This is a genomic window from Agarivorans sp. OAG1, assembly GCF_037076485.1.
GTDB classification, from domain to species: domain Bacteria; phylum Pseudomonadota; class Gammaproteobacteria; order Enterobacterales; family Celerinatantimonadaceae; genus Agarivorans; species Agarivorans albus.
Genome location: NZ_AP028990.1, coordinates 4,081,662 through 4,100,396 on the forward strand (window position 1 = coordinate 4,081,662; position 18,735 = coordinate 4,100,396).

Annotated in this window: 21 protein-coding genes; 5 read left to right on the forward strand and 16 right to left on the reverse strand. The window is 44.4% G+C overall.

Annotated features, from left to right (window positions below; genetic code table 11):
* Window positions 1–5 precede the first annotated feature (5 nt).
* Together OAG1_RS18550 and OAG1_RS18555 are read right to left on the reverse strand one after the other, a co-directional pair.
* Window positions 6–251, reverse strand: a complete 246-nt coding sequence (locus OAG1_RS18550) for a DUF3624 family protein (protein ID WP_338622316.1) — start codon at window positions 249–251, stop codon at window positions 6–8.
* 32 nt (window positions 252–283) lie between these two features.
* Window positions 284–1,678, reverse strand: coding sequence for a coniferyl aldehyde dehydrogenase (locus OAG1_RS18555; RefSeq protein ID WP_338622317.1), 1,395 nt, complete (start codon window positions 1,676–1,678; stop codon window positions 284–286).
* A 116-nt stretch (window positions 1,679–1,794) separates the two neighbouring features.
* On the opposite strand from OAG1_RS18555, the gene OAG1_RS18560 reads away from it, so the two are divergent.
* Genes OAG1_RS18560 through OAG1_RS18570 form a run of 3 tightly spaced genes read left to right on the forward strand, consistent with a single transcriptional unit; the run spans window position 1,795 to window position 3,951 of the window.
* On the forward strand, window positions 1,795–2,799 hold the full coding sequence (locus tag OAG1_RS18560; RefSeq protein WP_338622318.1) for a hydrolase: 1,005 nt from the start codon (window positions 1,795–1,797) through the stop codon (window positions 2,797–2,799).
* Window positions 2,796–3,044 carry a YheU family protein gene (locus OAG1_RS18565; protein ID WP_221074932.1) on the forward strand — a complete coding sequence of 83 codons (249 nt, stop codon included), beginning with the start codon at window positions 2,796–2,798 and terminating at the stop codon, window positions 3,042–3,044. The genes OAG1_RS18560 and OAG1_RS18565 overlap by 4 nt, the downstream gene beginning before the upstream one ends.
* A 37-nt stretch (window positions 3,045–3,081) precedes the next feature.
* Window positions 3,082–3,951: a phosphoribulokinase gene (locus OAG1_RS18570; RefSeq protein WP_016403768.1), complete on the forward strand. Its 870-nt coding sequence runs from the start codon at window positions 3,082–3,084 to the stop codon at window positions 3,949–3,951.
* A 1-nt stretch (window position 3,952) separates the two neighbouring features.
* On the opposite strand, the gene OAG1_RS18575 is transcribed toward OAG1_RS18570, so the two are convergent.
* Window positions 3,953–4,357 (reverse strand): OsmC family protein, encoded by a 405-nt coding sequence (locus tag OAG1_RS18575; protein WP_152783484.1) that lies wholly within the window; start codon window positions 4,355–4,357, stop codon window positions 3,953–3,955.
* A 211-nt stretch (window positions 4,358–4,568) separates the two neighbouring features.
* On the opposite strand from OAG1_RS18575, the gene crp reads away from it, so the two are divergent.
* Window positions 4,569–5,207 carry a cAMP-activated global transcriptional regulator CRP gene (gene crp / locus OAG1_RS18580; RefSeq protein ID WP_016403770.1) on the forward strand — a complete coding sequence of 213 codons (639 nt, stop codon included), beginning with the start codon at window positions 4,569–4,571 and terminating at the stop codon, window positions 5,205–5,207.
* Window positions 5,208–5,259: 52 nt separating this feature from the next.
* On the opposite strand, the gene OAG1_RS18585 is transcribed toward crp, so the two are convergent.
* The 9 genes from OAG1_RS18585 to rpe all read right to left on the reverse strand — a co-directional run bounded on the left by OAG1_RS18585 (window position 5,260) and on the right by rpe (window position 14,370).
* Window positions 5,260–6,054: a DUF1338 domain-containing protein gene (locus tag OAG1_RS18585; protein ID WP_338622319.1), complete on the reverse strand. Its 795-nt coding sequence runs from the start codon at window positions 6,052–6,054 to the stop codon at window positions 5,260–5,262.
* 10 nt (window positions 6,055–6,064) lie between these two features.
* On the reverse strand, window positions 6,065–7,534 hold the full coding sequence (astD, locus tag OAG1_RS18590; RefSeq protein WP_338622320.1) for a succinylglutamate-semialdehyde dehydrogenase: 1,470 nt from the start codon (window positions 7,532–7,534) through the stop codon (window positions 6,065–6,067).
* Window positions 7,535–7,573: 39 nt separating this feature from the next.
* Entirely contained in the window at window positions 7,574–8,605 is a 1,032-nt protein-coding gene (gene astA / locus OAG1_RS18595) for an arginine N-succinyltransferase (protein WP_338622321.1), read from the reverse strand.
* A 115-nt stretch (window positions 8,606–8,720) separates the two neighbouring features.
* On the reverse strand, window positions 8,721–9,932 hold the full coding sequence (locus OAG1_RS18600; RefSeq protein WP_338622322.1) for an aspartate aminotransferase family protein: 1,212 nt from the start codon (window positions 9,930–9,932) through the stop codon (window positions 8,721–8,723).
* Window positions 9,933–10,222: 290 nt separating this feature from the next.
* Window positions 10,223–10,807, reverse strand: a complete 585-nt coding sequence (locus tag OAG1_RS18605; protein WP_338626447.1) for an aminodeoxychorismate/anthranilate synthase component II — start codon at window positions 10,805–10,807, stop codon at window positions 10,223–10,225.
* Window positions 10,808–10,908: 101 nt separating this feature from the next.
* On the reverse strand, window positions 10,909–11,817 hold the full coding sequence (locus OAG1_RS18610) for a cation transporter (RefSeq protein ID WP_338622323.1): 909 nt from the start codon (window positions 11,815–11,817) through the stop codon (window positions 10,909–10,911).
* A 134-nt stretch (window positions 11,818–11,951) separates the two neighbouring features.
* Window positions 11,952–12,956, reverse strand: a complete 1,005-nt coding sequence (gene trpS, locus OAG1_RS18615; RefSeq protein WP_152783472.1) for a tryptophan--tRNA ligase — start codon at window positions 12,954–12,956, stop codon at window positions 11,952–11,954.
* A gap of 30 nt (window positions 12,957–12,986) precedes the next feature.
* The gene (locus tag OAG1_RS18620; protein ID WP_152783470.1) at window positions 12,987–13,682 is read right to left on the reverse strand and encodes a phosphoglycolate phosphatase; all 696 of its coding nucleotides are present in this window, start codon (window positions 13,680–13,682) and stop codon (window positions 12,987–12,989) included.
* Window positions 13,683–13,692: 10 nt separating this feature from the next.
* Window positions 13,693–14,370, reverse strand: a complete 678-nt coding sequence (gene rpe / locus OAG1_RS18625) for a ribulose-phosphate 3-epimerase (RefSeq protein WP_338622324.1) — start codon at window positions 14,368–14,370, stop codon at window positions 13,693–13,695.
* Between the two features lie 132 nt (window positions 14,371–14,502).
* Here rpe and OAG1_RS18630 point away from each other — a divergent pair, with 132 nt between their 5' ends.
* The gene (locus OAG1_RS18630) at window positions 14,503–14,670 is read left to right on the forward strand and encodes a DUF2970 domain-containing protein (protein ID WP_016403780.1); all 168 of its coding nucleotides are present in this window, start codon (window positions 14,503–14,505) and stop codon (window positions 14,668–14,670) included.
* A 6-nt stretch (window positions 14,671–14,676) separates the two neighbouring features.
* Here OAG1_RS18630 and OAG1_RS18635 read toward each other — a convergent pair whose 3' ends face one another.
* The 4 genes from OAG1_RS18635 to aroK are packed head-to-tail and all read right to left on the reverse strand — an operon-like array spanning window position 14,677 to window position 18,584.
* Window positions 14,677–15,492, reverse strand: a complete 816-nt coding sequence (locus tag OAG1_RS18635; RefSeq protein ID WP_016403781.1) for a Dam family site-specific DNA-(adenine-N6)-methyltransferase — start codon at window positions 15,490–15,492, stop codon at window positions 14,677–14,679.
* Between the two features lie 2 nt (window positions 15,493–15,494).
* Window positions 15,495–16,973 carry an AAA family ATPase gene (locus OAG1_RS18640; protein WP_338622325.1) on the reverse strand — a complete coding sequence of 493 codons (1,479 nt, stop codon included), beginning with the start codon at window positions 16,971–16,973 and terminating at the stop codon, window positions 15,495–15,497.
* Between the two features lie 11 nt (window positions 16,974–16,984).
* Complete coding sequence (gene aroB, locus OAG1_RS18645) at window positions 16,985–18,061, reverse strand: 3-dehydroquinate synthase (RefSeq protein ID WP_338622326.1); 1,077 nt, start codon at window positions 18,059–18,061, stop codon at window positions 16,985–16,987.
* A gap of 7 nt (window positions 18,062–18,068) precedes the next feature.
* Window positions 18,069–18,584 (reverse strand): shikimate kinase AroK, encoded by a 516-nt coding sequence (aroK, locus tag OAG1_RS18650; protein ID WP_040307650.1) that lies wholly within the window; start codon window positions 18,582–18,584, stop codon window positions 18,069–18,071.
* Between the last annotated feature and the right edge of the window lie 151 nt (window positions 18,585–18,735).

An 18,735-nucleotide genomic window follows, 5' to 3' on the forward strand; every position in this document is an offset into this window, starting at 1 on the left:
ACCAACTACTTACTTGGTGGTTGCTTCGTCGACCACCGATAATAAAAAAACATTAGCCAATGGGCCAAACTTAAGCCGGAAAATGCTGCAAAAGCTAGCCATAGCGCGACAGAGTAAACAGCCACTTCACCGCTGTAGCCCAAACAGCACACCAATAGCAGCAAACTGCCTAGGTTGGCTTGCCACATACACTGTTGGCAACGGCCTAGCTTTTCTAAAAACCATGTCTTTTGGCAAAACTGACAACTCACGGCTAAACCCTATTGGCAACAATCTAAGCAAATTATCCACGAGTCATCAGTTTGATCAATAACTCACTGAATTTTGTATAAGGTGGACGCATCAGTTTTATTGCCGGAAAACGCCCTTGCTTAAACACGGGTAGCATTTTAGAAAACTGCACAAAACCGTCATAACCGTGATAGTGCCCCATTCCACTCGGTCCAACACCACCAAAAGGCAATTCATGTTGGGCTACGTGCAAAAGCACATCATTGATACATAAGCCACCAGCTTGAGTTTGTTGAATAACTTGTTGCTGGGTAGCAGCCTGATTAGAAAACACATATAAAGCGAGCGGATGAGCATGTTGCCGCACATAAGCAATGGCTTCGTCTAACTGCTGATATTCAACTACCGGCAAGATTGGGCCAAAGATCTCTTGCTGCATAACATCGGCATCTTCAGCCACATTTAACAATAAACTCGGCGCTAGTTTTTGCTTACTCTCCCCAGGAAGTAAAGTAATGCTCTCTGCACCCTGCTCTTTTGCCTGCTGGCTTAACTTATTGAGTCTATCTAAAAAGGCGTCAGAAATGATGCTGGAAAATGCCTGATCGCTCAGTTCTCGATAATGCTTCTTACAATAAGTCACACAAGCATCAACAAAGGCTTGGCGTTGTGAGTGATGCAGTAAAACGTAGTCGGGTGCTACGCAGGTTTGCCCAGCATTAAACAGCTTACCCATCATGATGCGCTCAGCGGCCAGTTCAACTGGATAGTCTTTTGCAATAATGACCGGAGATTTACCGCCAAGCTCTAGGGTAACTGGGGTAAGGTTAGCAGCTGCAGCTTGCATAACTTTGCGGCCAGTATTGGTTGAGCCTGTAAACACCAGATGATCAAAGGCGAGGCTTGAGAATTGGGCGCCGCGGTTGCCATCCTCATCAGCATATAGCCTTACCAAATCCTCTGGAAGATACTGCGGCATTAGCTCGATAAGCAGTTGGGTTAATGCTGGGCTAAGTTCCGACATCTTAATCATCACTTTGTTGCCAGCGGCTAAAGCATCAGTGAGCGGCCCTATGGCTAAATACAGAGGGTAATTCCAGGGCACGATTACCCCTATCACTCCTAGTGGTTTTGCAATAACTTGATTACTCGCACCCAAGTGCCAAATGCTAATACCTCGTCGCTGTGGCTTTAGCCATTTTTTAAGGTGCTTTAAGGCGTAGCGTATTCCCTCTATAGAAGGAAATAACTCGATCAGCTGGGTTTCATGTGAGCTACGGTGACCAAAATCTTGGCTAATCGCCTCAATAATGGCGCTTTGATTTTCCATCAACAACTTTAGCAACTGCTGTAGGTTGTATTTGCGTTGCTGCAAACTTGGGTAGCTTTGCTGAACAAAGGCTTGCTTTAGGCTGGTTAAGTCACTAGAAAATTGCTGTTGATTCACATCTGTCACCATAAACACTCTATAATCACAAACAGATTATGTTACCCACGGTAACTTGTAAAATATAAATGATGATACTTGAACAAAATTATGACAGGTAGCATAGTTTAGTCGCATTGAACAAAGGGAGAGCAATCATTAATCCAAACCAATTTACCGCTCCTTGGTGGGCCAGAAACAAGCATATTCAAACCTTATTACCTACTTTTTTACGGCGGAATAAGCGCTTAAAGCTAGCTTGGCAAAAACTGGATTTAGCTGATGGAGACTTTGTAGACCTGGCTTGGATAGAGAGTGTTGAAGCTCGTTCATCAAACCAGCCCATTGTGGTCGTGTTTCATGGCTTAGAAGGCAGTGTTGAATCTCCCTATGCAAAAGGGATACTACAGGCTTGCCAGCAACAAGGTTGGCGCGCAGTAGTTATGCACTTTCGCGGCTGCAGCGGCAAACCGAATAATTTGTGGCGTGGTTATCACAGTGGCGAAATTAAAGATGCCACAAGCTGCATCAATTACTTACACCAGCAATACCCCGAGGCTCCATTACTGGCTTTAGGTTATTCCTTAGGTGGTAATATGTTAGTCAACTATTTAGCCAAAACACCCAGCTCTCCACTGGCTGCTGCCGCTGTAGTATCGCCTCCTTTAAACTTGGGGGCTTGTTCAGAGCGCTTGCAGCGTGGCTTCTCTAAAGTTTATCAACATCACCTGCTATCACGTATGAAACGTAATCTATGTAAAAAAATTGAGCGCACCCAGCAGGCTCCTCTTAATACTCAACAAGTACAAACTTGGCGTAACTTCGTGCAGTTTGACGAACACTACACTGCAAAAGCACATGGCTTTAAGGGCGCTGCCGACTATTACCACCGATGCAGCGGCTTGCCTTTATTAAAAGAAATTACGCAGCCAACCTTATTAATCCATGCAGCTGATGATCCTTTCATGGACCAACGGGTTATTCCCAAAGCAGACCAATTAAGCCAAGCTGTAGAATATCGCCTTAGCAATACCGGTGGACATGTAGGATTTGTTGGTGGTAGCCTGCTGCGCCCGCAATTTTGGCTTGAATCAACTATTCCAGCTTGGTTTAAACAACAACTTGAGCAAACATCAAAATGATCATTCCTTGGCAACAATTAGAACCCGCCACCTTAGATGCATTACTAGAAAGCTATGTACTGCGCGAAGGCACCGACTATGGTGATCAAGAGTTGAGTCTTAATGACAAACTAGAACAAATTAAACAACAAGTTATTAACGGCTCGGTTTTAATCGTATACTCTGAACTTCATGAAACAGTAAACTTAATTGCCAAAGAGCAATTTGATGCCTCTGCCATGGAAGGGCAGCAGGATGATGGGTAAACCCTGTTTATAATCATCACCAACAAATAAGGCCACTATGTCAGCTAAGCATCCCGTTATTGCGGTTACCGGTTCATCAGGCGCTGGAACATCAACCACCAGCGAAGTATTTGCTCATCTGTTTAGGCAGCACAAGCTAAACGCCGCCTTTATCGAAGGGGACAGCTTTCACCGTTACACTCGCCCAGAAATGGATGTAGCTATTCGTAAAGCTCGCGAACATGGTAAACATATTAGCTATTTTGGCCCCGAAGCTAACGACTTTAATTTGCTGTACGACTTCTTCAAACAATATGGCGAAACTGGCACCGGCCAATATCGTCGTTATCTGCATACCTTTGATGAAGCAGTACCTTACAACCAAATGCCCGGTACCTTTACGCCTTGGCAAGATTTACCCGAAGACACCGATGTACTGTTTTATGAAGGCTTACACGGCGGTGTGGCCTACGATGATAAAAACGTAGCCTCTAAAGTTGACTTGCTCATCGGTATGGTGCCTATTGTAAACTTAGAGTGGATTCAAAAACTGGTGCGAGATACCACCGAGCGAGGCCATTCTCGCGAAGCAGTGCAAGAATCAATCGTTCGTTCGATGGATGATTATATTAACTACATCACCCCTCAATTCTCTCGCACTCATATCAACTTTCAGCGAGTCCCCACGGTAGATACCTCTAACCCATTTAGCGCTAAAAGCATTCCAACCTTAGATGAAAGCATGTTGGTTATTCGTTTTCGCGGCCTAAAAAATGTCGATTTTCCATTTTTATTGCAAATGATCGATGGTGCTTATATGTCACGGCAAAACACCATTGTAGTACCTGGCGGGAAAATGGGTTTTGCCATGGAGTTAATCCTGTCGCCAATGATTCAACAACTATTAGAGACAGGAAAAATTCGCTAAGTTAAGCAGATTCAATACGATAGCTGTGGCTTACTTCACAGCTTTTACTCAACATTAGCGACACAGAACAGTACTTCTCCATGCTTAATTGCACTGCACGTGCCACATGCTTTTCACTTAAATCAACCCCGGTAACTACAAATTCGAGATGAATTTTAGTAAATACTCGCGGCGTACCGTCTGCCCGTTCAGAATCGAGATTAACTGTACAATCAGTAACTTGCTGTCTAGCTTTGCTCAAAATAGAAATAATATCTACCGAACTACAGCCACCAGCCGCCATTAGTACGTACTCCATAGGGCTTGCCGCAGCCTTTGCACCGTCACCATCCATCTCAATTTGGTGACCTGAGCTACTTTTTCCAATAAATTGCAGTTCTTTAGACCACGAAACGGTCGCTTTCATGTTAGATTCTCCTAGGGAATATTTCGTCGACCAGCTTAATCTAGGTCAAGGTTCAAGGCCAGCGTTTGACTCATACTAAAGGCGTATAAATGCCTTGCAGCAAAGCCCGAAGCCTTTTATGCTAGAGGCGGAATGGACGACTATTAAAATAAATACAGTTTGCGTGTTATAAAGCTAGCAAACAATTATAAAGACAGAGGATTTCTTTAATATGGTAATTGGCAAACCTCAAGCTGATCCGGTGATGGAGTGGTTTCTTTCTCACTGTCACATTCATAAGTACCCATCAAAAAGTACTTTGATTCATGCTGGCGAAAAAGCTGAAACACTTTACTACATTGTAAAAGGTTCAGTGGCAGTATTGATTAAAGATGAAGAAGGCAAGGAAATGATCTTGTCTTACTTGAATCAAGGTGATTTCATGGGTGAATTGGGTCTTTTCGAAGACACTGAAAATCCAATTCGTACTGCTTGGATCCGCGCAAAAAGTCCTTGTGAGGTAGCGGAGATTTCTTACAAGAAATTCCGTCAGCTAATTCAAGTTAACCCTGAAATCTTAATGCGCCTTTCAGGCCAAATGGCTAACCGCTTGCAAATCACCAGCCAAAAAGTAGGTGACTTAGCATTCTTAGACGTTACTGGTCGAATCGCTCAAACGCTATTAAACCTAGCTAAGCAGCCAGATGCTATGACGCATCCAGATGGCATGCAGATTAAGATCACTCGCCAAGAGATCGGCCAAATTGTAGGTTGTTCTCGCGAAACGGTAGGTCGTATTCTTAAGATGCTAGAAGAGCAAGAGTTAATTACCGCACACGGTAAAACTATAGTGGTTTACGGCACACGCTAATAAAACCACCATTGCTCAAATAAAAAGCCGCTTAATGCGGCTTTTTTGTTTTTTAAGAACGGTTGTCGGTACTACTAAATATTTTATCTGCCGACGCTTCTACAAAGCCTGAGTACAACTCGCCATCAGCCTTTGCATAACGCAGCGCAAACTCATAAAAACAACTGGGTATGCTGTGTTTACTGTCACTAAACACCACCTCCGTTTGATCGGCCATTGTTGAAGATTGCTCAAGCAATACTTCTGGTGAACCTTTAATCTCACCACCCACCGTATTTAAGTTGAAGCCAGCTTCCAACAATTTTTGATTAACCGCTTGTAGGCTTTGGTAGCCCGCCAGCTGGTTTACCGACACGGTAAAGTGATTAGCGCGGTAGCCATAGGCTGCTAACCATGCAGCATATTCGCTTTCAGCGAGTAATGCTTGGTAATCGCTATAGCTTAACTGCCAAGGTCGACCAGAAAAGAATACTTCTGGGCGTTGATATAACTCGTCATTCACTTGGCTCGCCAAACGCTGAACAATATCTTGCGCTTGAGGAGAAAGGCTTTCGACTTGTAACTCACTAATAAACACCTTGGGTACGGTTGGGTCACTATGTTCAAAGTGAGCCGCATCGAGGTGCTTGTTAGCAAAGTGATAAGTACCACCTTGAACGTAACCCATTGCTAACAAGTGCTTGGCAAACGCTTCTACACCGGTATTAGGCAGATTAAAAGTGCGCACCGCAATATGATCATTAATGATTGGAGCGCCGCCACCCAGCAAGGTATGAATAGACTCTGCGCTAGGTGTTACCGCCAAATACTGTTGCCATAAACGCTCAAAGAATAAATCGATAGTCATCGCTAACTCCTTAGAAGTGTAAGCCTGGACTTAAGGTAACTGGCATTACACTGGCTTTACCTTCCATTGACGCCACTGGGTAAGCACAATAATCGGCTGCATACTTCGCGCTAGCGCGATGATTACCCGAAGCCCCTACTCCGCCAAAAGGCGCTGCGCTAGAAGCGCCAGTAATTGAGCGATTCCAATTTACAATACCTGCACGAATGCGGTGGCGGAAGTTTTCCCACAGAGTGGCATCGTTACTTAACAAACCCGCAGATAAGCCGTATCGAGTGTTATTGGCTTGAGCAATTGCACTGTCCCAATCGTCATAACGAACAACCTGCAGCAAAGGGCCAAAGTATTCTTCATCGGGTAAATCGGCGATTTCACTTACCTCAATAATGCCAGGGCTAACAAAGCCCTTATCTGCATCTGTTTGTTCTAGCTCTACTAAAGACTCACCACCCAATGCTGTTAACTTATCTTGAGCGCTAACCATTCCTGCAGCGGCTTTTGCACTGATCATGGCACCAATGAATGGTTGTTGCTCGGCATCGTAGTCACCTACTTCAATCGCCTTAGTCACAGATACTAAACGCTCAAGGATTTGCTCGGCTTGCTCGGTTTTTGGCAAATACAGACGGCGTGCACAGGTGCAGCGCTGGCCTGCAGAGATAAAGGCTGATTGCACAATATCGTGAACCGCGGCATCCACATCATCAACCTCAGCCACAACTAAGGGATTATTTCCCCCCATCTCTAAGGCCAAGATTTTATCCGGCTGGCTAGCAAACTGCTGATGCAGAACGTGGCCAGTATTAGAACTGCCCGTAAAGAACAAGCCATCAATGCCTGAATGCGACGCTAAAGCTTTACCAGTGAGCACTTCACCCTGCACCAAATTAATTACGCCATTGGGAACACCTGCTTGTTGCCATAGCTTCACAACGTGCTCAGATGTCTTAGGCGTTAGCTCCGAAGGTTTAAGCACCACTGTATTGCCTGCGATCAACGCTGGGATGATATGGCCATTAGGTAAATGCCCCGGGAAGTTGTATGGACCAAAAACTGCAACCACTCCATGAGGCTTATGACGCAATACTGCAGTTGCAATGGGCAGCTCAGAGCTTGACTCGCCAGTACGCTCAAAATAGGCTTTCTCTGAAATGCCTGCCTTGCCGATCATTGCTGCAATTTCAGTGCGAGTTTCCCATAAAGGTTTCCCCGTTTCTTGAGCTATGACCAAGGCTAAGGCTTCTTTGTTTTCTTCAAGCAAGCCAGCAAATTTTTTGATGATTGCAAGGCGCGCCTCAACGCCGCTCATGTACCAAGCAAATTGGCTATCTCGCGCTGCTGTTACTGCGTTATCTACTTGGCTCGCAAGCGCTGACTTGCCCTGCCAAACCGACACATTTTTAGCCGGATCAATCGAGTTAAAAGCCTCGCCCTCACCAGCCAACCATTGACCGTTAATAAACTGATTTAAATGTTCCATCTACAACCTCAAATCCTTTATTGCTGCCCGCGGGCAAAATTATTGTTCGAAACGCAGTGCGCCAATGCGAATTTGCTCACCATCGGTCACTTCTAAGGCCTTGGCAGCTTCTTTAGAAATCACTGCGTGGCATTTTTTGCTATCTAACTCTATCTGAGAAACACATGCTCTAAACTCTTGTAAACGCGCATTGGTAAGCAGCATTTCTTCGGCTGCATCGCTAGGTTGTCCAATATGTACGGTTACTTTGAAGGAATGCTTCACGCTCTCAATCAGCTTAAGTGGACACTCAACGGTAGGGCCAGCATCAAAGATGTCTACATAACCGTGTTTGCAGAAACCCTCGGCCTCCAATAATCGCAGCGCCGGTCGAGTTTTTTCATGTACTTCACCAATTACGGCTTGCGCTTCTTTGCTAAGCAAATTGACGTAAATGGGGTACTTGGGCATGAGTTCAGCAATAAACTCTTTCTTACCTACACCCGTTAGGTAATCGGCGGTAGGGAAATCAACACTAAAGAAGTTATCTTGCAGCCATTGCCAGAACGGTGAACGGCCTTGCTCATCGGATACGCCGCGCATTTCGGCAATAACCGAGTCGTTAAAGCGTTGCGGGTGCTCGGCCATCAACAAAAAGCGACACTTCGACAATAAACGACCATTTTGGCCTTGTCGGTGAGACTCTTGCAAAAACAAAGTGCATAGCTCGGTCACACCGGTGTAATCATTGGTTAAGGTGAGGGTTTCAACCACGTTGTATACATTTAGGCTACGAGAAGCATGTACAACTTTGCCGAGATGATAAGTATAAAATGGGCTGGCCATGCCTACTGCGGCATCTATGGCGCTGGTTCCCACTACTTCGCCAGTTTCGGTATCTTCGGCCACCATTAAATAATGCAGGTCGCCAGGGTGGTCTATATCACTGGCAAACGAACGAATAGAATGCGCGAGCTTTTCGCGCAATAAAGGTTCGTCTACCGGTAAAGAAGTAAAGCCTATCCCCGAACCCACTGCCATTTGTAACAAGGCAGGGTAATCCGTTTCCTTAATAGGACGGATAACTAACATGGCTATTTCTCCCTTTATTAAATAGCATGAAGCCGTAGCTAAGTATTAGCCACTATTTGTGTTTATTAAAAGTATTGCTTGGGCTGAAACCTTTAACGGCCTCAGCCCAACTGATTTAGCCGTTTACCACGTTGGCAACAGCTTGCTCAAAACGCTGCATGCCTGATTCAACGTCTGCCTGAGGAACAATAAGAGAAGGAGTAAAACGCACAACATTAGCACCAGCAACCAGAACCATTAAGCCTTCTGCTGCTGCAGCTACTAAGAAGTCTCTAGCTCGGCCCTGGTATTGCTCATTTAATACCGCACCTAACAGCAACCCTTTTCCACGCACTTCTGCAAATACCTGATACTTCTCGTTGATGCGATTAAGTGCTTCTCTAAACCATTGTTCACGTTGCTTAACGCCACTTAGCACTTCTTCAGAATTAACAATATCAAAAGCCGTTTCGGCTACTGCACACGCCAGTGGGTTACCACCATAGGTGCTACCGTGGGTGCCGACTTTCATTGAAGCAGCAATAGCCGTAGTGGTTAACATCGCGCCAATTGGAAAACCGCCGCCTAATGCTTTAGCCGAGGTTAAAATATCTGGCGTTACACCTAAGCCCATGTATGCGTATAGTTCACCTGTACGGCCGACACCGGTTTGTACTTCATCAAAAATAAGCAAAGCTTGGTGTTTATCACATAGCTCACGTACTTTTTGGGCAAACTCTAAGTCAGGACTAATAATGCCGCCCTCACCTTGCAAAGGCTCCATCATTACTGCGCAGGTTTGATCATCAATAATGGCTTCTAAGGCTGCAAGGTCATTGTAAGGAATGTGTTCTACATCGCCGGGTTTTGGTCCAAAGCCGTCTGAATAAGTTGCTTGACCGCCCACGGTTACGGTAAAGAAAGTACGACCATGGAAGCCTTGTTCAAAAGCGATGATTTTGGTTTTATCGGCAGAACCATGCTCAATAGCATAACGGCGCGCTAGTTTTAGTGCGGCTTCGTTGGCTTCTGCGCCAGAATTACAAAAGAACACTTTCTCAGAAAAGGTACTGTCTACCAATTTTTTGGCTAAACGCAATGCTGGCTCATTAGTAAGTACATTACTTAAGTGCCACAGTGAGTTGCCTTGGTCGGTTAAGCTCTTCACCAACGCGGGATGACAATGGCCTAAGCAGTTAACAGCAATACCACCAGCAAAGTCGATATACTCACGACCGTTTTGATCCCATAAACGCGAACCTTCACCCTTCACCGGAATAATGGCAGCTGGTGCATAGTTTGGAACCATAACTTCATCGAATAGCGCGCGAGTAACAGCGTGTGACATGTAGTGTTCTCCTTTTAGCTTTCTGGCTATTCCGTTATACAGGGCCAGAAAGGTTAATAGTTTGTAAACAGTTTGGCGATTATGGCAAATCTCAAGAGCCTTGTCTGAGCATAGTGCCTTTGAGCCATACAAAATATGGCCATTTTTACGCATATTCAGTGCATAGTTCTAAATCAATTATTGCTAAGCTGACAGAAAACAGCCAAAGACTTAGCCACTACAGCATAAATATGCACAATCTATTCATTCTATATAATCACTAGATAAGCATCTATAGAATCTAAAACGTTCTACTTTGTAGAATCAACAAAGTTAGCTAATAACTGTAAACCTTGTTGTGTAAGTATACTTTCTGGATGAAACTGCACTGCATGGATCGGTAAATCCCGGTGTTTTAACCCCATAATTTCATGCGTTTCGCCCTCATTATCTTGGCTCCATGCAGTTACTTCTAAGCACTCTGGCAAGCTGTCTTTCGCCACCACTAAAGAATGGTAACGCGTTACCATTTGTGGATTAGCCAAGCCCTTAAACACTGATTGCTGCTGATGATAAATGGGCCGCACTTTGCCGTGCATAGCTTGTGCTGCACGCACCACCTGTGCGCCAAAATGCTGCGCAATGCATTGATGACCCAAACACACCCCCAAAATAGGCAAGCGCTGAGCAAACCTGGCAATCACATCTAAAGATATGCCAGCCTCATTAGGCGAGCAGGGCCCAGGCGATATGACCAAATGGCTAGGGGCTAACTCTTCAATTTGCTCTAGAGTAATTTGATCGTTACGACACACTTCAACCTGAATACCTAACTGCGAAAAGTATTGATATAGGTTGTAGGTAAATGAGTCGTAATTGTCGATGATAAGTAACATGTAGCTTGAGCAAACCGTGTATAAGTCAAAACCAAGAAAGTCGCTATAGTAGCCGATTTTAAACGGCGACACAGCGACTATTCAGTGCAGTTTAGTTTAATTCAACTTGCTGCGTCTTCGCTCGAAGCTTTAGGCTCAACAAATACTATCTCAGTGTAGTTATTCTCATAAAACTCATTGGCTAAAGCTCTCAGCTGTTTACGCTGCTGCACCAAATCGCTAAGGGCAAGTTGAGATTGTTGGCATTCTAATTCTAGAGTTACCCAAAATCTGCGGCCGGTTTTCATTACCATGGCATCAGCAATACTAAAACCATCAACTAAAGGTTGCTCATTAAGTGCCGCTAAAAATGGCTTAGTGTGGGCATCATCAGGGGCACTAAGCAGTAACTCTTTAAAACCGTTTTTAACCAATAAATACGGATCTTTTAAAAACACCAAGGAGAACACAATTACCAATATTTGGTCTACGTAGCGGGCTATCCAGCCGATGCTGCTATCTTGGATCAACAATACAATGATAAGCGCAACGCCAATAGCACCAGAGATCACAGAGTTGATTAACCAACCCTGCTGCTCCGCTAGAAGCAAATTAGATGCTTGTTTTTGATTGCTGCGCAAACATACATACCATGCAAGTAAACATCCTGCTACGGCCGGCACCACATACACTAACATCATGCCTATTTGTGGTTCTCGCCCACCAGCTAGCATGGTTTGCAAATTGGCTGATAAGGCAAATGCTACCAAAACTAAAATCGAGATGCCTTTCACCATGACCATTAAGGGCTCGAAGGCAAAATAACCCATGGGAAAACGTTCATTATAGTTTTGACTGGTTAGGTAGGCGATACGGATACCTATGAATGCCATAACTGAGGATAATAGATTGAATACGCCATCTAGCATAATTGCGCCAGATTCGGTGTAGACCCCCATGGCTATGCCCCACATAGAGAGCAGCAAAGCAATTATTGCCGACACAACTAAGGTTTTACGTTCAAGATCCATCTATTCCTCACAGAGCCAGTTATCAACACATTGATATACAAATAGATACTAGCAAGCACTTAGCTATGCCACTAGTATTAACTAGACATAAAAAAGCCCAGCTATTAGCTGGGCTTAGCGTTATTAAGTCGCTGTTACTTCAAACTAATAAAACCTAGTACATCATAAACTGCGCGTAGAGTTTTACTGGCTTGCTCACTGGCACGTTCTGCGCCTTTAGCCATAATAGCCTGCAGAGCGGCCTCATCTTCTCGTAGCGCTTGATAGCGCGCTTGAATAGGCTCCATCATCGCAACCACAGCGTCAGCGGTGTCTACTTTCAGGTGTCCGTACATTTTACCTTCATAGCTTGCTACTAAGTCATCAATTGACTTACCAGTTGCCACCGACTGCAAAGTTAGTAGGTTAGATACACCTGGCTTTTCATTACGATCAAAGTAGATACGCGCCTGCTCATCAGAGTCAGTCACCGAAGCTTTAATCTTTTTGGCGATTTGCTTAGGCGTATCGTTTAGTAAAATGAAAGCCTTAGGGTTAGCATCTGACTTCGACATTTTTTTGGTTGGCTCTTGAAGAGACATTACCCGCGCACCAAACTCAGGAATATACGGCTCAGGCACTTTGAATATGTCGCCATATAGTGCGTTAAAGCGATTTGCCACATCTCGCGTTAATTCAAGGTGCTGCTTTTGGTCATCGCCTACAGGTACAGCATTAGCCTGATACAACAATATATCTGCAGCCATTAAAGCTGGGTAAGTAAATAAGCCAGCGTTGATGTTATTGGCATGCGAGGCTGATTTATCCTTAAACTGAGTCATACGGCTCAGCTCGCCCATTTGCGTGTAACAGTTTAATACCCAGGCTAGCTGAGCATGCTCTGGTACTTGCGACTGAACAAAAATGGTACTTTTATCTGGATCTAAGCCACACGCTAAGTAAGTGGCTAAACCATCTAATACTCGCGCTTTAAGTTCTTCGGGCTTTTGGCGTACTGTAATGGCGTGAAGATCAACCAACATAAAATAACAGTCATAGTCATTTTGCATGTCAATCCACTGATTTATCGCCCCAACATAGTTACCAATGGTTAATGAACCAGAAGGCTGAATGCCACTTAATACAATCGGTTTACTCATGTTCTTCCTATAAAAACTAATACTATGGGCTTAAGCCGTTACCGAGCCTTTAATTAACTCAAGCAACGTTACTAGGCTGTCTGCCACAAAATCGGGGCCACTAAGAGCGATATCTTCACCGTAGTTATAACCATAGGTCAAGCCTAGCGAGCGACAACCCGCTGCTTTTGCAGCTTGAATATCATTTTTTGAGTCACCCACCATCAATAAATCTGCCATCTCAACTTGGCAGCGCTCAACTAAGTGCTGCAGCGGCAGTGGATCGGGCTTTTTACGTAGCAGAGAATCACCCGATAATACTACGTCAAAGTATTGTGCCAAATTTAAAGCTTCTAATAACGGTTGAGTGAATACGCCAGGTTTATTGGTGACAATAGCCATTGGCACATTTAACTTAGAAAGCTGTTCTAAACTCTCTGCAACGCCATCATACAGCTTGCTGGCGACACACAGTTTTTCTGAATAATGCTGAACGAACAAATCTTTCGCTTTTAAGTACAGGCTCTCATCAATATCGCTAGAAATAGTAGATGAACCAGATAAAGCGCGTTTTATTAACACTTCGGCACCATTGCCTACCCAGTGGCGAACGGTTTGTTCTGGAAATTGCTCGCGCCCCAAGTCCAGCAGCATCGCATTAATAGCCAAGGCTAAATCAGGCGCGCTGTCTACTAAGGTACCGTCTAAATCAAAAGCAATTAACTTTACCGCTTGTAATTGGCTCATTTGTTTAACCTTAATTTGCAACTTTCGCCAGTTCGGCACGCATTTTATCGATTACCGCTTTGTAATCAGGTTGATTGAAGATGGCAGAACCCGCCACAAACATATCGGCACCAGCTTCTGCTACTTCAGCAATATTGTCTGGCGTCACACCACCATCAATTTCTAAACGAATGTCGTAGCCACTCTCGTCAATCTTTTTACGCACAGCTCGCAGTTTATCTAGGGTATTTGGAATAAACTTTTGACCGCCAAAACCTGGGTTTACCGACATTAACAATATCATGTCCAGCTTATCCATTACGTAATCAAGACAGTGCAGAGGTGTAGCAGGGTTTAATACTAAACCTGCTTTACAGCCATGTTCTTTAATTAGCTGTAAACTGCGGTCGATGTGCTCTGAAGCTTCAGCATGAAATGTAATCATGCTGGCCCCGGCTTTAGCAAACTCAGGAATGATGGCATCTACCGGCTTAACCATTAAATGCACATCAATTGGTGCAGTTATACCGTAGTCTCGCAGTGCCTTACACACCATTGGACCAACGGTTAGATTAGGTACGTAGTGATTGTCCATTACATCAAAGTGGACTACATCTGCACCAGCAGCCAGTACATTATCCACTTCTTCACCCAAACGGGCAAAATCTGCGGCTAAAATTGAAGGGGCAATTAAAAAAGGTTTGCTCATTGGGTTAACCATTGGATTTGAAAGTGCGCAATTTTAGCGCAGCTTGTGCTGTGATCCAATCTCTGTACAAAGATTGTTTTTATGTCATGCTGAAGTTATTCAGAAAAAGGGGCAACAAATGGCAGAAATATCATGTCTGTGTTGAAAAGTGTTCTGGGTGCATTGTTTGGTGTTCAATCGGATAAGCAACGCCAACATGACTTTAGCCAAGGCAAAGCGTGGAAATTCATCCTAGTTGGCATCATTATGGTTACGCTTTTTGTATTAGCGATAGCAGCGCTAGTGTCGGCAATTACCTAAGGGTGATTAATTGGCCTGATAATAAGCCAATAGCTCAGCAACTTTCATTCGTTGCTGCCCTTTACGACTAATGGTTCGGCGCACACTTAGTTGGCTCAATTCACTATGCTGATAAATGCTGCGAGTGAGCGGTAAATCATGATTGCTAATCAATACAGAAGCGCCCCGCTGCTGGGCCTCTATGGCTAAATCGCCTAAACGTTCTTGGTCACTTCGATTAAAGCCTTTACTTGCGTAGTTGGTAAAACTGGCTGTTGGGCTAAGCGGAGCATAAGGCGGATCGCAATAAACTATATCGCCCGCCTTTACCTCGGCAAAGGTTTCCACGTAAGAGCAGCAACGAAATTCGGCCTTTTGTGACTTCTCTGCAAAAAACTCCAGCTCTTGTTCAGGGAAGTAAGGGCGCTTATAAGAACCAAAGGGCACATTAAAGCCACCACCACGGTTATAGCGACATAAGCCGTTATAACCGTGACGATTCATATATAAAAACATTAAGGAGCGTTGGTAGCTGTCTTTGGTGGCATTAAAACGTTTACGCACCTGGTAGTAATATTCGCTTTGATTACATTCTTGCGTGAAATAGTGCTTAGCATCATCAATGAACTGCTGCGGGCGTTGCTGCAATATTTGATACATGTTGATCAAATCGGGATTGATGTCACTCAATAAGTAGCGCGGATAATCGGTATTTAAAAACACCGAAGCGGCACCCACAAAGGGCTCTACCAGCAAATCACCTTCAGGTAGTTGTTGCTGGATGTCTTCAATTAAGCCGTATTTTCCGCCAGCCCATTTTAAAAAAGCACGTGTTTTCTTCATTACTATTGAGTCAATTCAAACTGAACCTGTTTAAATTGCTTAATCAAAGAATCAAGATTTTGCTGTTTTAAACTATTACGAGCGGCTTGGGCTTCTTCGCGTGTGGCAAAGTCACCATAAATAATTTTATAAGGAACATTTGGATTGGCGCTTGAACGATATACCCACACCTCATGTGCCCACTGTCGAGCCGACACAAACTGTTGCGCTTTTTCGCGATTATTTAGCGCCATTAACTGCAGGGTATAACGCTTGCTTGGCTTAGCATCCAACAGCGCTTTTACGTTAGTAACCTTGATAGGTACTTCTTCTTGAGTTACTTCGCTAGGCACTTGCTCAACAGCTAGCTCTTCTGCTGACTCTGCCAACAGATTACCACTATCCTGAATTTGAGCGACTAGCTCAGCGTCTTCATTGGGCTGGCTTTGTTCAGCCAGGAGCTTATTAACCACGTCATCTTCAACCACTACCCGCAACTCTGACTCTGAGCTTTGGCTGGTTAAATCTAACTCTTTAGGTAGATCTTGAGACGGCAGCTCTGCCGTGTCTGCTTCACTATTTGAACCAGCGAACTCTGAATTATTCTGTTGTGATTCATTAGCAGCACTTTGGCTTGGAGAGCTACCATTGGCTAAGGTAGGTTCTTCCATTAAGGCTAAGGCAATCCGGCTGTCATCGCTTTGTTCATTACCGCCCCAGTCGTTGATAACTTGCACCAGTAAACCGGCTACCGCTGCACATAACACCACCGCAATAACGATATATAACTTACTTCTATTTGGGGCACTTGCTTCCGCCATGGGAATATCTCCGGTAACGATTTGATCGACAAACTGATAAATTAAACGAGGATTTCCTTTCGCCGAGGCGATGTGTTGCTCAATTGCTTGTTGGTTCTCAAATTCCGCCACGTACTCAGCACGATTAAATAGTAGTGAAGCCAATTCGAAAGATTCAGTATTATTTAAAGGCGGGACATCAAAATAGAGAACCTGGTTGCTTAGCGCATCCAGTTGCGCATTAAAACTACTGCTAGATTCGGCAAACAGTATTAATGATAAATCATGCTGATACAACTGATTGTAATGCTGGTAAAACTCCACCAACTCGTTTAGCAGCTCTACACTCACATTATGCGCTGCATCTATGATGATTATGAGCGGCGCTGAAGTTTCTTTTACATTGCGTTGAAAGCTGTCGAATAATGGGTCGTCTTGATTAAACAGCGGGTCTTTCAATAATTGCTGCAATAAATCTCGGCGTAAGCGACCGTCTTGCTCATTGGCAGCGCTTACCAAGGCATGATTAGCAAAAGCAGCACTTTCAAGTACGAAGTTGGCCATTGACGACTTGCCAGACCCCGCCTCTCCGTTAACGCAAATGAGCTTTGCGCTAAAGCGAATTTGAGTGATCAGCCTATCGCGTAAGCGCAATTGACTTTGCAATTGTGCAAACTCGGCATCACGCCGCACTCCCACCATTCAAATTTGCCTTATTGAAATCGATTGATAACTGTTTTTATATCACTTTCAGTAATTGTATCAACTACTTCTGCTGTACCAATAGAGCTAGGTAGAACTAAACGGAGTTTTCCATCCAATACTTTCTTATCACGCATCATGTGCGGAATAAATTCAGCTAAGCCCATACCTTGTGGTGGAACAATGGGTAGCCCAGCACGTTCAATCAAAGTCCGCATACGTGTTACTTCACTTTGACCGATCATACCCGCTAGCTCAGCAGTTTCAGCGGCCATAACCATACCCGCGCCAACGGCTTCACCGTGTAACCAAACGCCATAACCTTGCTCAGCTTCAATAGCGTGGCCAAAAGTATGACCAAGGTTTAGTAAAGCACGAATACCTTGCTCGGTTTCGTCTTTAGCCACCACTTCAGCCTTAATTTCACAACAACGCGCAATTGCTCGTGTCATTAACTCTGGGTCGAGCGCCATAAGTTGATCAAGATGGGTCTCTAACCATGCAAAAAACTCTGCATCGTAGATAATGCCATACTTAATCACTTCCGCCATGCCTGCAGCAAGTTCTCGCTTGTCCAATGTAGCTAAACAGTTTATGTCTATCACCACCGCTTTAGGCTGATAGAACGCGCCTATCATGTTTTTACCTAAAGGATGATTAACTGCTGTTTTACCGCCCACCGATGAATCAACCTGCGATAACAATGTAGTAGGCACTTGCACAAAAGGCACTGCACGTTGATAACAAGCAGCAGCAAAGCCGGCCATGTCACCTATAACGCCGCCGCCCAGGGCAACAATAGTGGTATCACGGCTATGTTGCTGGGCTAATAACTCAGAAAATATTTGGTTTAAGGTATCTAAGTTTTTGTATTGCTCACCATCAGGTAAGGTTACTACATCCACTTGGTACTGACTTAAACAAGCCAACAATTGCTCCAAATATAACGGCGCAACCTTAGTATTTGTAACCACCATTACCTTTTTACTAGTAATCGCAGAACTAAATAAGTCAACTTGGTTTAGTAACCCTTGGCCAATACTAATTGGGTAGCTGCGCTCGCCTAGAGCAACGGTCAAACATTCCATTGTTATTTTAGAATCCTAATAATTCGATGATTTGGTTTGCCACTGCTTTTGCGCTTTGGTCATCAGTTTTCACTGTGTAGTCAGCGACGTCTGAGTACATTGGATTACGCTCTTCTGCCAAGTTCTCTAATACTTCGCGAGGCTCATCGGTTTGTAGCAGTGGGCGACGCTTATCGCGTTGCGTGCGAGCAAACTGTTTGTCGATTGTGGTTTCAAGGTACACAACAATACCACGAGCAGAAAGATGATTGCGGTTCTCTTTACTAATTACAGAGCCACCACCTGTTGCTAATACAATGCCCTGAAGTTGTGAAAGGTCATCAATGACACCTTCTTCACGAACCCTAAATCCGGCTTCACCTTCTACGTCAAATACCCAAGCGATATCGGCACCAGTGCGGCGCTCAATCTCTTGATCGGTATCGTAAAATTGCAAATGTAACTGCTGTGCTAAATGACGACCAATTGTGCTTTTCCCAGCACCCATTGGTCCTACAAGGAAGATATTTCGTTTCTCAGCCATGCTTCTTCAAATTTGTCTTTGTCTATTTTCTCCCCGCAATGCGGGCACCTGATGTACCAACCTTAGTAAAAAGATCAGGGCGCGATTATCTCGTTTGAGCGGGAGTTTGGCAACAGCAAAATCACTCCTATACCGAATGACTCGGCATAGG

Bases quoted from the DNA above. Each gene is read 5' to 3' on its own strand.
- OAG1_RS18565 (WP_221074932.1), top strand. From the start codon at position 2,796: ATGATCATTCCTTGGCAACAATTAGAACCCGCCACCTTAGATGCATTA.
- OAG1_RS18570 (WP_016403768.1), top strand. From the start codon at position 3,082: ATGTCAGCTAAGCATCCCGTTATTGCGGTTACCGGTTCATCAGGCGCT.
- OAG1_RS18575 (WP_152783484.1), bottom strand. From the start codon at position 4,357: ATGAAAGCGACCGTTTCGTGGTCTAAAGAACTGCAATTTATTGGAAAA.
- crp (WP_016403770.1), top strand. From the start codon at position 4,569: ATGGTAATTGGCAAACCTCAAGCTGATCCGGTGATGGAGTGGTTTCTT.
- OAG1_RS18585 (WP_338622319.1), bottom strand. From the start codon at position 6,054: ATGACTATCGATTTATTCTTTGAGCGTTTATGGCAACAGTATTTGGCG.
- astD (WP_338622320.1), bottom strand. From the start codon at position 7,534: ATGGAACATTTAAATCAGTTTATTAACGGTCAATGGTTGGCTGGTGAG.
- astA (WP_338622321.1), bottom strand. From the start codon at position 8,605: ATGTTAGTTATCCGTCCTATTAAGGAAACGGATTACCCTGCCTTGTTA.
- OAG1_RS18600 (WP_338622322.1), bottom strand. From the start codon at position 9,932: ATGTCACACGCTGTTACTCGCGCGCTATTCGATGAAGTTATGGTTCCA.
- OAG1_RS18605 (WP_338626447.1), bottom strand. From the start codon at position 10,807: ATGTTACTTATCATCGACAATTACGACTCATTTACCTACAACCTATAT.
- OAG1_RS18610 (WP_338622323.1), bottom strand. From the start codon at position 11,817: ATGGATCTTGAACGTAAAACCTTAGTTGTGTCGGCAATAATTGCTTTG.
- trpS (WP_152783472.1), bottom strand. From the start codon at position 12,956: ATGAGTAAACCGATTGTATTAAGTGGCATTCAGCCTTCTGGTTCATTA.
- OAG1_RS18620 (WP_152783470.1), bottom strand. From the start codon at position 13,682: ATGAGCCAATTACAAGCGGTAAAGTTAATTGCTTTTGATTTAGACGGT.
- rpe (WP_338622324.1), bottom strand. From the start codon at position 14,370: ATGAGCAAACCTTTTTTAATTGCCCCTTCAATTTTAGCCGCAGATTTT.
- OAG1_RS18630 (WP_016403780.1), top strand. From the start codon at position 14,503: ATGTCTGTGTTGAAAAGTGTTCTGGGTGCATTGTTTGGTGTTCAATCG.
- OAG1_RS18635 (WP_016403781.1), bottom strand. From the start codon at position 15,492: ATGAAGAAAACACGTGCTTTTTTAAAATGGGCTGGCGGAAAATACGGC.
- OAG1_RS18640 (WP_338622325.1), bottom strand. From the start codon at position 16,973: ATGGTGGGAGTGCGGCGTGATGCCGAGTTTGCACAATTGCAAAGTCAA.
- aroB (WP_338622326.1), bottom strand. From the start codon at position 18,061: ATGGAATGTTTGACCGTTGCTCTAGGCGAGCGCAGCTACCCAATTAGT.
- aroK (WP_040307650.1), bottom strand. From the start codon at position 18,584: ATGGCTGAGAAACGAAATATCTTCCTTGTAGGACCAATGGGTGCTGGG.